Annotated in this window: 11 protein-coding genes; 10 read left to right on the top strand and 1 reads right to left on the bottom strand. The window is 51.7% G+C overall.

Features of this window, described 5'->3' with window-relative positions; all coding sequences use genetic code 11:
• Positions 1–85: 85 nt before the first annotated feature.
• Positions 86–4,618 carry a PQQ-binding-like beta-propeller repeat protein gene (locus ACN0YN_RS16060; RefSeq protein WP_417386040.1) on the top strand — a complete coding sequence of 1,511 codons (4,533 nt, stop codon included), beginning with the start codon at positions 86–88 and terminating at the stop codon, positions 4,616–4,618.
• Between the two features lie 27 nt (positions 4,619–4,645).
• Here ACN0YN_RS16060 and ACN0YN_RS16055 read toward each other — a convergent pair whose 3' ends face one another.
• Positions 4,646–5,641, bottom strand: a complete 996-nt coding sequence (locus ACN0YN_RS16055) for an AAA family ATPase (RefSeq protein ID WP_417386039.1) — start codon at positions 5,639–5,641, stop codon at positions 4,646–4,648.
• Positions 5,642–6,092: 451 nt separating this feature from the next.
• Between ACN0YN_RS16055 and ACN0YN_RS16050 the strand changes: the two genes are divergently transcribed.
• From ACN0YN_RS16050 to ACN0YN_RS16010, 9 genes are all read left to right on the top strand, one after another.
• Positions 6,093–6,572 (top strand): CBS domain-containing protein, encoded by a 480-nt coding sequence (locus tag ACN0YN_RS16050; protein ID WP_417386038.1) that lies wholly within the window; start codon positions 6,093–6,095, stop codon positions 6,570–6,572.
• Between the two features lie 261 nt (positions 6,573–6,833).
• Complete coding sequence (frr, locus tag ACN0YN_RS16045) at positions 6,834–7,394, top strand: ribosome recycling factor (protein WP_417386037.1); 561 nt, start codon at positions 6,834–6,836, stop codon at positions 7,392–7,394.
• Between the two features lie 130 nt (positions 7,395–7,524).
• Positions 7,525–8,712 carry a phosphoglycerate kinase gene (locus ACN0YN_RS16040; RefSeq protein ID WP_417386036.1) on the top strand — a complete coding sequence of 396 codons (1,188 nt, stop codon included), beginning with the start codon at positions 7,525–7,527 and terminating at the stop codon, positions 8,710–8,712.
• 399 nt (positions 8,713–9,111) lie between these two features.
• The gene (locus ACN0YN_RS16035; protein ID WP_417386035.1) at positions 9,112–9,909 is read left to right on the top strand and encodes a phytanoyl-CoA dioxygenase family protein; all 798 of its coding nucleotides are present in this window, start codon (positions 9,112–9,114) and stop codon (positions 9,907–9,909) included.
• A 24-nt stretch (positions 9,910–9,933) separates the two neighbouring features.
• Positions 9,934–11,103: a tRNA epoxyqueuosine(34) reductase QueG gene (queG, locus tag ACN0YN_RS16030; RefSeq protein ID WP_417386034.1), complete on the top strand. Its 1,170-nt coding sequence runs from the start codon at positions 9,934–9,936 to the stop codon at positions 11,101–11,103.
• A gap of 130 nt (positions 11,104–11,233) precedes the next feature.
• Positions 11,234–12,037 (top strand): 4-hydroxy-tetrahydrodipicolinate reductase, encoded by an 804-nt coding sequence (gene dapB / locus ACN0YN_RS16025; RefSeq protein ID WP_417386033.1) that lies wholly within the window; start codon positions 11,234–11,236, stop codon positions 12,035–12,037.
• A gap of 299 nt (positions 12,038–12,336) precedes the next feature.
• Entirely contained in the window at positions 12,337–12,888 is a 552-nt protein-coding gene (locus ACN0YN_RS16020; protein WP_417386032.1) for a hypothetical protein, read from the top strand.
• A 95-nt stretch (positions 12,889–12,983) separates the two neighbouring features.
• Positions 12,984–13,811, top strand: a complete 828-nt coding sequence (locus ACN0YN_RS16015) for an ExeA family protein (protein ID WP_417386031.1) — start codon at positions 12,984–12,986, stop codon at positions 13,809–13,811.
• Between the two features lie 695 nt (positions 13,812–14,506).
• On the top strand, positions 14,507–14,892 hold a 386-nt coding region (locus ACN0YN_RS16010), incomplete at its 3' end, for a DUF1559 domain-containing protein (protein WP_417386030.1).

Raw genomic sequence — 14,892 nt, 5'->3', positions numbered from 1 at the left:
TCATTTGCCTATGGTTTCTCAATATTTACCATTCCGACTTTCCAGAAAATGCCATCTCTACATTGCTGTGTTGACGGTGGTCCTGGTGCAATCATGCCTGTTCAATGCGTCCTGTCCTGCGCAGCCTTTGCGAAATGACGGGCTGGGAGACGGGATTTTAGAAGGAGATCCCCATGGGCTCTTTCCGACCAGTCGACTTTATTCCAAAAGTTTCGATGATGCCAGACAACTGCTCAATGAGCAGAAATATTCGGTCGTCGTTCCGGAGCTGCAGTCGATCCTGGATGCTCCTGAAGATTATCTGAAAACGGATGCGCCGAACAACGGGTATGAGAGTCTGAAAGAGGCGACGCTCCGGTTGATTGCAACGCTGCCTGATGCAGGCCGACGTTATTATTCTCTGCAGTATGGCCCTGCCGCCGATCAGATGCTGCAGCAGTCAGAAGCGCTGGATGATATCAATCTGCTCCGCGAAATTGTGCGTCGCTATTTCTTTACCAAAGCAGGTGCAGAAGCAGCGTATGCCTTGGGAGGATACTACTTCGAGCGTGGTGATTTCCTGGCAGCAACCCAGATCTGGGAGATGCTTCTGACTCAGCATGAACAGGGGCTTTCCAAAGAGCCGCATCTGACCTTTAAACTGGCTGTGGCCTGGTACCAGCTTGGGAATCTGGGGAAATGTCGACAGGCATTAATGCAGCTTGCGCGTTTGACGGACGGGGGCGTTTACCAGTTTCCGAATGGTATGAAAGTCTCACTGTTTACTGCAGAAGAAAATCCGGTGGAGTGGCTGTCGCATCTGACAGGCAGGCTCGATCTGCGTGCCGCACGAGAACAGGAAAACTGGACCATGTACCGAGGCAGTCCTGCCCGTACTGCCTCTGCAGAATTTGCGGTCCCCTCTGCGAAACCGCTCTGGCAATTCTCGACGATTCAGGATCCCTTTCTGCAACTGCTCAAGGACCCGCCACCAGTAGAAGAGATGCTGCGAAAACTGGGCGAGCATCGCCGATTTCACCTGACAGGGGTTCTACCAGCAGCCAGTCCTCTGGTCATACGAGATCAGGTGATTTTCCGGACCCATCGTAACCTCAAATCAGTTTCGTTGAAGACAGGCAAACTGAGCTGGGAGACAACACTTTCGGATGAGCTGTATCAGGAATTGCTCAAAGATCCCCAGAACATGGATGAAGAATTTACCGGCTCACCACAAACGCCGCTGGAAAAATATCTGACCCAGCGCGCCTGGCAGGATTATACGGCGGGACATTTAAGTACGGACGGTAAGCTTGTGTTCTGTGTGGAAAATCTGGGATTCATTGCCGGCTTTTATCACTTCAGCAGGCTCGACCGTGAGAATGTGCTGGTGCCCAATTCGTTTAATCGGCTGATGGCATTTGAGGCAGATACCGGTAAGTTCGTCTGGGAACTGGGAGGGCCGCGACTGCAGAATCCCATTAACTATTCGGGACATTATTTTCTGGGGCCCCCTTTACCCCTGGATGGGAAGTTATATTGCCTGGCAGAGGAAGGGCGTGAATTTCGTCTCCTGGTCCTGGATGCAGAAACCGGGAAGACCCTCTGGACGCAATCACTGTACCGGAGCGACTATCCGATCGCCCGCGATTACACCACCGATCGCCGTCCCCTCGATCATGTTCGCCGTCGGATCGGGCTGAGTCCCTCTTCTGCACATGGAGTTCTGGTCTGTCCCACGGGAGCCGGTTGCACGATCGGCATTGATCTCATTCAACGCAAACTGCTCTGGCGGCAGGTCGATACCGGCGGGAAAGAGATTTCGATGTTTGCTGCATTTGCCCGCGATGCCAGTGAAAATATGGAAGGCTGGGCTGAGTTCACTCCCGTCATTGTCGGAGACCGCGTCCTCATAGAATCAAGAAAGTCACAGACTCTGCAATGCCTGAATCTGTTCGACGGTCGTCTGCTCTGGTCGCGTCCCAGACGCGATAATCTGTTTATCGCTGCGATCCATGATGGAAAAATTCTGCTTGTGGGAAATGACCGCATTGAGGCATTGAAGTTGAGTGACGGCTCTCTCGCCTGGCCAAAACCACAAACTATTGGGGCTCCCAGTGGTCGGGGTATTGTGGTCAAAAATACTTATTACCAGCCGGTTGAGTCGGGAGAAATCTTAAGCATTCGTCTGGATGATGGACTGATCCTGGCCAGGACCCGCGTGGAAACGGAAACGCTCATCGGTAATCTGGCAGCAGCGGACGGCATGCTGGTCGCGCAGAATGAATCGGAAGTGGTCGGGTTCCAGTCCGTCACAGCGATTGAAGAACAGATTCGACTGGCGAGTCAGTCGCAGCAGCCGAAAGACCAGGCGATTGCACAGTTACTGAAGGGCGAATTGAAACTGTTTGCCGGAGATGTCTCACAGGCAATGCAGTTCATCGACCGTTCGATTCAGATTCAACCGACTCTGCGTGCCCGGCGTCTGTATGCAGATATGTTCCTGGAAAGCCTGGATCATGATTTCTCACAGAATGAGAAGCTGATTTCCAAAATGGAGAGCCTGCTGGTAGACGAGGGACAGCGCCGACGATTCTTTCAGATTCTGGCAGTAAATTATCAGCAGCGTGGAAATCTGCAGGCAGCGCTGGAAAATTATCTCAGACTGTCTGAACAGCAGGACCTGCTCGTAGCGGAGCCCGTCACGGGGGGAGGCTTTCTCCGAACCGATCGCTGGATCCGGGCTCAACTGGAACTGCTTGTCCTGCGGTCCTCTGAGGAAGATCGAAAAAAGATCGCCGCATTCTTTGCGCGATATTATTCCGAAAAACTGGCTCGTGCGGATCGTGAAACGCTGGAACGGTTTCTGCAATGTTGCGGGAATCTGCCTGAAACACAGCAGGCCCGGATGATGCTGGTGACCAGACTGGAGCGGGAGATCGATTCTGCTTCGCCCGACGAACAGGCATTTCTGCAGAGCAGACTGATGCGACAGCTGGAGCATCTGCGATCTTCGAAGCAGTCCGTTGTGGCCGCTTACGCGACGGCAAAACTGACCGAAATATATCTGGCCGCGAACCGCATTGTTCAGGCGGAAGAATATATTGAAACGCTGCGCACGCGCTGGCCGGACGTGGTTTGCATGGACGGGAAAACCGCCTCACAACTGGCAGAGCAGTGGGAAAAGCGTCTGGCTGCCTCGCGGGCACAGAAAGCAACTCCCTGGCAGGGAGAGTCGGTTCAGGTCTATCGAGGGGAGCAGGAGAAAGGGCAGAACACGTCACTGACAGTGGAGATTACCGGCCTGTCCAATGCCTTGTTTAATAACTATCGATTCGAAGTCGGTCCTGCGAAAGAGTGGCTTTTCGCCTACGATGGACAGGGGCAACTGCAATGGTCGTTCTCGCTGTTGAAAGCGGAAATTGAAGTTCCCCAGCAGCCTTATTTTTCAGCGCGTGTCTTTCAGCAGTATCTCGTTGTCAATTTTGGTTCGGAATTTTTTGTACTGGATACATTGAATTGTGATCCGGAGGGGCATCCGCTGCTGCTCTGGAAACAGCGTCTGATGCCTGATCCTCCCAGTGTGCGAGATTATATCACGATTGAACGCACCGGTGTGGCACCTGTGTTGCGTGAGTATATTACGCGTAACATGGACCGTGAACTGTTAGGACGGATCGGAACCATCAATGAAGAGTTTATCTGTTATCAGATCGGTTCTGATCTGATCGCCGCGGATCTGCTGACCGGGAAAGTCTTATGGAAAAGGCAGGGAACTGGTATCAGCAGCAGACATTACGGCGATGCCGAGCGTGTGATTGTGATTGCAGGCCAGGAACAGTCAGAGCTGCGTTATAATATTTTAAGTGGTCAGAATGGAAAAGAGATTACCACATTCAGGTTGAATGTGGGTGAGTCGCCGATCTTTGCCTTTGAGCGATATCTGCTGACCTTAACGGTCGAACCAGACAATACCCGGCTCCTGCAGTTAAAGGATCTGACAAAGAATGAGGGGATCTGGAGTCTGAGGTTGAGTGAGAATTCCACTTATACGCTGGGGCAGAATGATGAGCTGGTCGTGATGCAGGCGGATGGAACGATTGCGTTTCTGGATTTAATGACAGGCGAACAGAAATTTGAAGTCAAAGGGCAGCCGGCTGAGAAAATTATCAACCTGCTGGTCCTGCGAAATTCGCATCAATATCTGGTCTTTGTGAGCCTGCCTTATGTTCCCCCTGACAGAGTTGATGGCAATAGGAACAGGGTTGTATTTCGATCGCTGAGTCTGACTTCCTATCTGTTTAATGGAATGGTCTATTCCGTCGACCGACAGACGGGGGAATTAATGTGGTCACTTCCTCTGGATGCGCAGGGAATCGATTTTTCCCAGTTTTTAGATTTACCGGTGATCACCTTTGGCATTCGCAAGATCAGAGGAATTACCACTACCGATGGCACGCAGGTGGATTTGCAGGTGGTTGACCTGCGCAATGGAGATGTGGTCCTCAAGGAGACCACAACCAGCAATCGTCTGCGGATCTGGGTGGTACCCGATATCGAGCGCAACGATATTCTGATTGAACCGTTTCAGATCCGTCTGAGTTTTGAAGAACCGCCGCTCGCCGCCAGAAAACCGCAGTAGAATTGAGTATGCCCCGGTAGTTACCGGTTAATACTGATCCTGGTCATCGTCGTCTTCGTAGTCCAGATCATCGAAGTCGTCGTCATCATCTTCATCACGATCCGGATGCAACGGGTTATCCGGGGCAAAGAAGAAATCGCCCAGCCCCATCGGCATCATGTTTCCGCCCAGATTCTGCGTGCGTTTTTCAGAAAGCGATTCGAGATCCAGGGCATCTTCACCCAGACAGGCTTTGAGGGCTTCGAGCCAGACGACATCTTTACTGAGGGGATGATCTTTATCCTGGGCGGCTCGTTTCAATGCCAGCCTGAGTACGTTAATGCCGTCACGTGTCGAGAAATCGAGTTTCAGGCTGTGAGACTGCTGCAGAAAGTCCACCGTCAGATCCAGCATATGTTCGTCTGCAAACGGGAGATGATAATGCAGGATCATTTTTTCATCTTCCCGATTGGGATGTTCGAGAGTGATGCTGGGCTGCAGTCGACTTAAGATATAGTCGGGAATCTCGAACGTGGATTCGTCTTCATTCATGGTGACGGCACAGCGGAATTCCGGGTGCGCAGGAATCGTCACGCCGGCCACAATCGATTCAATATACCGACGATGATCCAGGAGCGGAGCCAGGCTGGCCCAGGACTTCTCGTTCATCCGGTTGCCTTCATCCAGCACACAAATGCCGCCACGAATCATGGCAGTCACCAGGGGGGAGGCATGGTAGGCAATCTTGCCGCTCTCTGCCAGCACGGGAGTCACCAGCAGGTCTTCCGGTCGGGTATCAGCCGTGCATTGAAAGATGTAAAGCTCCTGGTCGCGTGTGCGCGCACCTGCGATCGCGAGCGACGTTTTACCAATACCCGGAGTCCCCACCAGTCGCGGCGTCAGAGGCATGTCTTTTTCGTCGATCACCAGCCAGCAGGCAAGGAGTTGCTTCAGCGCTTCATGTTGACCAATCCAGTCACTTGTAGTCTGATCAGCACGCCCCAGATGCAGTCCTACTCCGTCAATTTCTACGCTTCGCGACATTCGATTAATTTCTCTTTGTTAGACAGTCTGTGTCAGATGTAATGCGGATTCAGAATTATAAACTAACTCAATTTATACATACTTCCTGATTATAGGCGTCTCATGTCGTTTCTGATAAGTCTGGTCTTCCTTCTCTTCGAAGATGAGTGACAAATTTGATCGTCCTTCCCCGGAAAGGTTTTTTGCAGAATTCTTTAAGTTGTTAATTCAGAAGAAGATATCGCCGTTTATTCTTAGTGAACCAGTAGGTGATCAGCCGAAATGTTTTTGAGAATCCGGTTGCAGGCTGGTAGAATAATCAGGTTTCCCAAACACAATGTCTCTGACGCAGTCGCGTTAATTCATATCTGAAGTGAGTATGCACATCCTCAGCAGTTTTGAATCATTTCTATCGAAGTGTGGCTCATTTAACTTGTGTTTCTAAACGCCAATTTAGAAGAGGGGAGGAGTGATGGATAAACCAATTCTCGCTAAGGACATCATGATCACGAAGTTAATTACATTAACTCCGGATATGGATGTTCTGGATGCGATCGGGATGCTGCTGAATCATCGAATATCAGGAGCACCTGTTATAGACGCCGATCATCGAATGCTGGGCGTCTTTTCTGAAAAATGCTGCATGGATGTGCTGATTAAAGCCAGCTATGAGCAACTGCCTTCGTCACAGATCTTTCCATTCATGGATACAGAGGCCCGCTGCATATCGGAAGATACCGATCTGTTGACCATTGCCCAGATCTTTCTCAGCACGCCGACACGCCGTTTACCGGTGGTCAGCGAAGACCGAACGTTACTCGGTCAGATCAGCCGTCGTGATGTGCTGCAGGCAGGTAATAAGAGCCTGCAGTTTCGTACAAACCTTCCACAGGAGAAAAATCTGCTGTATCTGAGTGGAATTATGAACCGGGAAGAATCCCCCATATCCTGATTTGATAAGCACTTATGTTATCGATGGGGATCTTCACAAAGTAAATTAAAGTAAATTGCCGAGAAAAACCAGCTGGACCTGATTCAGCTGGTTTTTCTCGTTCCTGACGGTTTGATTTTATCAGCCCGTCAACTAAAATCAGGGCCACTCCTGTTTCCCGGTGTCGAACAGACCAGTCGTCTGAATTCTGCGCCGCAGGGGGTATCACGATGAATTGACGAATCTACTCAGGTAAAGCTATCTAATCGAAGGACTTGCAGCATGGACCAGGCAGAAATTTTACTCGACGCGGAAGAGAGAATGGACAAGGCGGTTCACGTGTTCCAGGGACAATTGCAGGGCATTCGAACCGGTCGCGCGACTCCGGGTCTGGTCGATTCCATCCGTGTTGACTACTACGGCTCTCCGACCCCGCTGAAACAGATGGCTAACGTCAGTGTACCCGAACCACAGCAGATCCTGATTCGCCCCTTCGACGCCGGAATGGTCGGGGAAATTGCCAAAGCGATTACCGCCAGCGATATGGGACTGGCTCCCAACACCGATGGTCGTGTCGTGCGGTTGAATATTCCCCCATTGTCGACAGAACGACGTCGGCAGATGGTATCACGGGTCAAAGAACTGGCTGAAGAAGCACGCATTTCGATCCGAAATATCCGCCGCGACGCCAACAAACACGCCGATCAGTCAGAAAAAGACAAAGTGATGGGTGAAGATGAACGTGATGATACCAAAGATCAGGTTCAGGACCTGACCAAAAAGTTCGAAGGCAAAGTCAACAGCATGGCCGATGCCAAAGAAAAGGACGTGATGGACGAATAGTCGCCATCGCTCCAGATTCACTGTTGAGACACAAATAAATTCGGGGAATGCTTCAAGACGGTTTGAGGCATTCCTGTTTCGTAAACAACAATTCCAAACACTATCTAATCAGAGACTGGTTCAAGTTTCCATGGCTAAGAAGACAATCGAAAACGTAGACGTTGCAGGTAAGACCGTTTTAATGCGGGTGGATTTCAATGTTCCATTGAATGATGAGCTTAAGATTACCGATGACCGTCGGGTGCGTATGGCTTTGCCTTCCATTAAATCTGTCGTTGATCGTGGCGGCCGCTTGATTCTGATGAGCCACCTGGGACGTCCTACGGGAGAAGCCAGTGATTCCAAATACAGTCTGAAACCGACGGCTGCCTGTCTGAGCGAACTACTGGGTCAGGATGTGGCCTTCGCTGCCGATACTGTTGGTGACGATGCCAAAGCCAAAGTCGCTGCCCTTGAGGATGGCCAGGTGCTGATTCTGGAAAACCTGCGGTTCAATGCCGGCGAGAAAAAAGGGGACGCTGCCTTTGCAGGCGAGCTGGCGGCTTTCGCAGATATCTACTGTAACGATGCCTTCGGAACCTGCCACCGCACAGACGCTTCGATGGTCGCAGTTCCCGAAGCGATGGCCGGAAAACCCAAGGTGGTCGGCTTCCTGGTTGCCAAGGAAATTCAATATCTGACCGATGTGATCGCCAGCCCCGAACGTCCTTTCGTGGCGATTCTGGGGGGAGCAAAGGTCTCCGACAAGATCAAAGTCATCGATAACCTGCTGGGAATCTGCGACAAGGTGCTCATCGGTGGTGCGATGGCTTATACATTTTCGCTGGCCCAGGGTGGAAAGGTCGGGGACAGTCTCGTTGAGAAAGATAAAGTCGATCTCGCGAAGGAATTAATGGCCAAAGGGGGCGACAAACTGATGCTGCCCGTCGACACGCACTGCGGCGATGACTTCAACAGCAACTGCAACAAAGTGGTTGTCAAAGCGGGCGAAATTCCCGACGGATTCGAAGGCCTGGATATCGGACCTGAGACCGCCAAAATCTATGCAGACACTGTCAAGTCAGCAAAAACAGTGGTCTGGAACGGACCGATGGGTGTGTTCGAGATGTCTCCCTTCGATGAAGGAACCAAAGCGGTTGCCCAGGCAATTGCAGACAGCGATTCCACCAGTATCATCGGCGGAGGAGACAGTGCCGCCGCGATTCAGCAGCTGGGTTTTGCAGACCAGGTCTCGCATGTCAGTACCGGCGGTGGTGCCAGCCTGGCAATGCTGGAAGGTCAGGAGTTTGCCGCCGTCAATCTGCTGGACGAAGCCTGATTCGATTCCCGCTACGAGAAATAACAAGGCACAGTCCGTCTTCTGGCGGGCTGTGTTTTTGTATTGAGGATGGGAGAATGCTCGAAATCCGTAAGTAAACAGGTTAAAGTGGAGGTAATGTTTCCTTCGGAGAGAAACTGTGACCTGATAAAAATCGAGGGTGGCACTGTCGGCTTGTCCGACAGTGTGAATTGTTTGGAGACTTTCAATGGGGTCGGCACTGTTGGGCAAGCCAACAGTGACACCCGTCAGTCGAATCAATTCTGTGAGATTATCTTTTATGTGAGCTGAGAAGCACTGTTGATGCTTGTCAGCTGCAGCTCTCCTCAATCCTTCGATTTGAAATCAGCTTCCTTGATACATGAATGCAAGTCCTGATTGAAAATAGGGGGAAGTGAGATGAGCACGGCCTTGTTTACTGCGGAGCAGCTCGCTGCGTTTCAGCAGGACGGTTATCTGATTGTGGATTCGCTGTTCAGTCAGGAAGAAGTGACGCTGTTGGGACAGATTGGTCGTGCCGACCTGGCAATGCAGCAGTCGACTTTCAGCCGCGCCGATGGAGAAGGGGGCGCTGTCAAACTGAATGTTGAAAATGAGGTCGGCGAAGATATCTATGGTGCGATTGCTTCCTGCCATCGTGTTGTGGACCGCATGGAAGCGCTGCTGGGCGACGAAGTCTATCACTATCATCACAAGATGATTCAGAAGGAAGCGAAGGTCGGCGGTGCCTGGGCCTGGCATCAGGATTACGGCTACTGGTACAACAATGGTTGCCTCTCACCCGATATGGGCAGCTGTATGATTGCCGTCGATCGTGCCACGGTGGAAAACGGCTGCCTGCAGGTTCTCAAAGGGAGCCACCTCCTGGGCCGCATCGATCACGGAAAAGTCGGCGATCAGACCGGTGCCGATCCCGAGCGGGTCGCAGCAGCACGCGAACGGCTGGAACTCGTCTACTGCACCCTGGAGCCGGGCTCTGCTATCTTTTTTCATTCGAATCTGCTGCATCGTTCCGATCAGAATAAAAGCGATCATCCGCGGTGGGGTTTCATCTGCTGCTACAATACGCGGCACAACGACCCCTATAAAGAATCGCGACATCCCCGCTATACCCCGCTGGAAAAACGGGACGACGCTGATGTGCTGAGCGTGGGACGCGCTCAGTGGGAACAGATGCAGGCCCATCCGTCGCTTTAAAATCAGTCGGCATTTGAGAACACTATGGGAGCAGCAACAGAGTCCGCAGCCGATGAACAGAGTCGAAAATCGGCTTTGATCAAACAGATGGCCTTCGATTGTGGCTTCGATCTGGCTGGCCTGGCGCCGGCGATCACGCCCGCGGGATATCATCATTTTCTGGAATGGCTCAATCAGGGTTACGCCGGGGAGATGAGCTATCTCGAACGCCGCAAAGACGCGTACCAGCATCCCGAACATGTGATGAGTTCGGTACGCAGCGTGCTGATGCTGACGCTGAATTACCGGACGGAAGATCCCCCGCCGGTGACGGGAACCGAGGCCCGCGTGTCGCGGTATGCCTGGGGGACCACTGACTATCACAAAGTGATCCGAAAAAAACTGAAGCAGCTCTCGCGCCTGATACGTGAAGCGTACCCGGATTGTGAAACGCGGGGAGTCGTGGATACGGCGCCCCTGCTGGAACGGGATTTCGCGCAACTGGCGGGCCTGGGCTGGATCGGAAAAAATACGCTGCTGCTCAACAAGTCGGAGGGGAGCTGGTTCTTTCTGGCCGGGCTGCTGCTGAGTGATGAACTTGATTATGACGAGCCGCATCAGTCTTCCCATTGTGGCACCTGCACGCGCTGTCTGGATGCCTGCCCCACGGATGCTTTTGTCGAAGGGGGCACACTCGATGCGCGGAAATGCATTTCTTATCTGACGATCGAATTGCGCGATCAACCGATCCCACACGCGTTACGCCCTGGTTTAGAGTACTGGGCGTTTGGCTGTGACGTCTGTCAGGATGTCTGCCCGTGGAATCGCAAAACGCCGTTGAGTCGCGAGGTAGCGTTTCAACCTGTGGAAACGTATTCGCCCCTGGATGCCTGTGAATTACTGACGCTGGATGAGACTCAGTTCCGGGAACGGTTTCAAAGCACGCCGATGTCTCGCGCGGGCAGAGCCGGTTTATTGCGGAATGCTGCCATTGTGCTGGGGAACCGGGGGGATGCGAGTGCCGTGCCCGCGTTGAACAACGTCCTCAACGATGCTGAACCATTGATCCGCGGAGCAGCCGCCTGGGCACTGGGACAGTTGGGCGCTACGGAAACGCTGGTGAACCTGAATGCACAATTGTCTGTCGAACAGGACTCAACCGTCAGGCGGGAGCTGCAGCAGGCGCTGGCTGAAATTGAGAAGCGGAGTAAATAAACTGAAAAATGGCGGGGGAATGTAGCAGACGCTAATGGAAAAATGGGATGTCGTATATTACGATCTCCTACAGCAGCGATGATCAAAAACGCGAACAGATTCATTATATAAAAGAGAACGGGAGTCAGAGATGGGTGATCAATTACTCGTAGGCGTCAATGGAGCCGCTGGTCGCATGGGGCAGCGGGTGGCAGTTCTGGTCTATCAGGATCCCGATTTAAAACTGGGAGCTGCTCTGGAATCTGCAAATTCACCGGCTCTGGGGAAAGATGTCGGCGAAGTGGCCGGCATCGGACCGATCGGGCTTGAGATCCAGTCGGAACTGACAGATCGCGTGGATGTGATCATCGACTTCTCCCTGCCTGCGGGACTGATCAAAATTGCCGGAGTCTGTGCCGAACGACAGATTGGCCTCGTCGCTGCGACAACAGGCCTGACGCCCGAACAGCGGAATGAAGTCCTGACCGCATCGCAGACCACGCCGATGATTCTGGCCCCCAACATGAGTCTGGCGGTAAACCTGATGATGAAACTGGTTCGCGAAGCCTCGCATTCGCTGAAAAACTCTCCCGGCGGCGTCGATGTGGAAATCATTGAACGGCACCACCGGTTCAAAGAAGATGCCCCCAGTGGTACCGCCTTGCATTTCGGTGAAATCGTCGCCGATGAAATGGGGCAGACGGAACACGTGCATGGTCGGGCAGGACGTCCCGGGCCACGACCTGTCTGCGAGATTGGCTACCATGCCCTGCGCACCGGCGATAATGTGGGCGAGCACACCATCGTGTTCGGCATGATGGGCGAAACGATTGACCTGACTGTCCGCGGGCATACCCGTGACAGCTATGTTTACGGTGCCCTGGCAGCCGCGAAATTCCTGGCCGCCCAGAGACCCGGTCTGTACACAATGGCGGATGTCCTCGGGCTGAATTAGCCCGGAAGCAGGTTGCCTGTCGCAGCGTAAAGGCATTCGAGCGGGGTAGTCTGGTGCAGAGCCGCCTGGGAATTGGCGTGCGCAAAGAGGCCCTGTTTTAGCAGGTCTTCCCGTTTTACCAAGTCCGTTAAATGGTCAAGAGTCCTACACTCCGCAACCGATACAAGAAGAGCGCTGACTGCGTCTCTTTATAGAGCAGATATATGTGGAACTGGTGATTTAAAACCGACTCTCAGAGACTCACGGAATGAGTTTTTATCTGCAATTATCAGGTTATTCAGCTCTCGAAGGAACGAGTGATGAGTTGGCTTAAGTCCCTCAATTTTAAACGTGTTCTGCAATTCATCTCGAAAAGAAACCCTGCGACAGCATCACGGTTTCCGTTTCGCTGGAACCAGACGACCAAGGTGTTGACCGGTCTTCTGGCGAGCGTCTGTTCGATGATGTTCCTGTTATCATTTTTCGGGTCACTGGAAGAACCGGAAGCAGAACAGCCTGAATCGCTCTCTCCCGTTCTGGGGGCCAGTGATGAGCTCTCGATGGAATTTGGTCTGGACGCGGAACTGCCTCTGCAGGATGCCCCCTTCCCGGAACCTGGCGAGCAGGTCCCGGTTCAGCAGAAAGCGCAGATTCAAACGGTCTCCGTTGAACAGGACGCTTCAGCTGGAACCGATCAGACCGCCGTTTATCATGCGGTGGGACAGACTTCAGGAAACACCAGTGGTCACATTCAGCAGGTGGGCGGCGATCATCCGATCTATGTGACACCCAGAAGATCAGCAGGAAGTCAGTCCGTTTTACCAGATAATGAAGCTGCCTGGCTGACAGGCGAAATCGAATCGCTGGAGTAATTTCCGGTTAACAAATTGAATTATTGTTCGAGTATCAATCAATCGAGTGTCAGTGCAATCATTCGACACTGAAATATATGCGGGAAACAGAGTTTATGTATCAGAGCTACTGGAATCTGAATTGTGGTCCCTTTGAAGAAAAGATGGATGCCTCTTTTTTTTACGACAGCAACCCGCATCAGGCCGGCTTGTTAAAGCTCGAATATCTGATTGAAAACAGCAAAGGGGCTGGACTGCTGGTGGGGGGATCGGGCATCGGCAAGTCTTATCTTTGTCATGTCCTGAAAAGCCGACTGGATGAGATCTATCAGCCGTTCGTGCATCTGGTCTTTCCTCAGTTGTCGCCGATCGAACTGATTTCGTATCTGGCAGTCGAACTGGGAGCGGAAGAGGCCGGCATTGAACCGATCGTGCCGGGCAAAGACCGGATCGTCCGGGCCCTGCATCGACAGCTGCAGTTATTATGCGAACAGGGATATAAGCCGGTCATCGTGATTGACGAAGCGCATCTGATTGTCGATCAGCGGATCTTCGAAACGCTGCATCAACTGCTCAACTTCCAGCAGACTTCCGATATCGATTTCACACTGCTGCTGGTAGGCGATCAGTTACTGCTCAGTCACCTGCAACGTTCATCTCAACTGGATAATCGCATTGCCGTGCGTTGCCTGTTGAAACCGTTTTCCGAAGAAGAGACACAGAGCTACGTCGAACATCGACTGCAGGTCGCAGGCCGCAGCGAACCGGTCTTTACACCGGAAGCATTTCAAACGCTGTTTGAGCTGACCCAGGGAAATCCACGCAAGATCAACCGACTGTGTGACCTGGGGCTCCTGGTCGGTTACGCGGATGAATTACCCCTGATTACTCCGGACGTACTGGAAGCGGTCGCCGAAGAACTGGTGACATCGATTCCAGATTAGCAAACATCCGCCACTCGTTCACAGTAGTATCATCTCAATCAGCCGCAGAGCATTAGCCCCGGTTGAAAGAACGGCTGCTGGAACAATGGCAGATAATGTTTACAGATATAAAAAGGAAGCAGGTCTCAGTAAAAAAGAGGCCTGCTTTTTTTTGTTTCTTTAAGTAATTGGGGGAATAGTGAATTGATTCACCTCCTTTTTTACTTCAACGTGAAACCACAGTTCACGACAACACAGCAATTCCCAACAGGTTCCGCAGTTTCCTGGAAAAAATCAAAATTAACGCGTTTCACATAACCATAGAGAGTCGCTGAAGATATGCGAAAATGTTTCTTTTTCAGCTTAAAATTCAACAAAATGCAGCTGGAAAGATGTTGACATATTGATTTAATCTTTTTTAATGGGGTGTACCTTTTCAAATTAGTCTAAGTGGCTTTCGCCAAAAAACTGAGAGACCAACTCTACCGATTCCGGTAGTTGATTTTGTCGTGATCCTTTTAAAATTTCAAAACTCTGATCTGAACTCAAACTAATTCTTTATTTCTGCTGAATGAAAATGTCTGCGCGCAGATCTTATGTCTGCAGCGAGGGTGAAGTCTTGCGCAGAGTGTGTTTTCATTTCGCTTCAGGGCCAGATGAGAGTGAGGAGTGTTTTATATTTCTCTTATTTTCTCTTTGTAAGACTGGAGGCTTAGATGAAACGGCTCGCTTCAAAACGGGGCTTTACCCTGATCGAACTTCTTGTGGTCATCGCCATCATCGCGATTCTGATTGCATTACTCTTACCCGCAGTACAACAGGCGCGTGAAGCAGCACGCCGAAGTACCTGTAAAAACAATATGAAGCAACTCGGTCTTGCTTTACACAACTATCACGAGACCCATAAATCTTTCCCTCAGATGCACGTCGAGTACGTGAGAAACACAAATTACGACCCTGCTGGTGTGGAGAGCTTTCTTCCCTGGAGTGTCATGCTGCTGCCCTTTATGGACCAGGCTCCGCTGTATAACAAAATCAATATGAACGCTGCCTGGCGTGATTCGTCAAACTCGAATACGGTTCTGCAGCCGACTCTCGTCAA

It is taken from the genome of Gimesia sp. (assembly GCF_048260065.1).
GTDB lineage: Bacteria > Planctomycetota > Planctomycetia > Planctomycetales > Planctomycetaceae > Gimesia.
This window is presented reverse-complemented; position numbering and strand designations above follow the sequence as displayed.

Excerpts from the sequence above, each read along its gene's own strand:
- ACN0YN_RS16055 (WP_417386039.1), bottom strand. The coding sequence starts at position 5,641 with ATGTCGCGAAGCGTAGAAATTGACGGAGTAGGACTGCATCTGGGGCGT.
- ACN0YN_RS16035 (WP_417386035.1), top strand. The coding sequence starts at position 9,112 with ATGAGCACGGCCTTGTTTACTGCGGAGCAGCTCGCTGCGTTTCAGCAG.
- ACN0YN_RS16015 (WP_417386031.1), top strand. The coding sequence starts at position 12,984 with ATGTATCAGAGCTACTGGAATCTGAATTGTGGTCCCTTTGAAGAAAAG.
- queG (WP_417386034.1), top strand. The coding sequence starts at position 9,934 with ATGGGAGCAGCAACAGAGTCCGCAGCCGATGAACAGAGTCGAAAATCG.
- ACN0YN_RS16040 (WP_417386036.1), top strand. The coding sequence starts at position 7,525 with ATGGCTAAGAAGACAATCGAAAACGTAGACGTTGCAGGTAAGACCGTT.
- dapB (WP_417386033.1), top strand. The coding sequence starts at position 11,234 with ATGGGTGATCAATTACTCGTAGGCGTCAATGGAGCCGCTGGTCGCATG.
- ACN0YN_RS16050 (WP_417386038.1), top strand. The coding sequence starts at position 6,093 with ATGGATAAACCAATTCTCGCTAAGGACATCATGATCACGAAGTTAATT.
- ACN0YN_RS16020 (WP_417386032.1), top strand. The coding sequence starts at position 12,337 with ATGAGTTGGCTTAAGTCCCTCAATTTTAAACGTGTTCTGCAATTCATC.
- frr (WP_417386037.1), top strand. The coding sequence starts at position 6,834 with ATGGACCAGGCAGAAATTTTACTCGACGCGGAAGAGAGAATGGACAAG.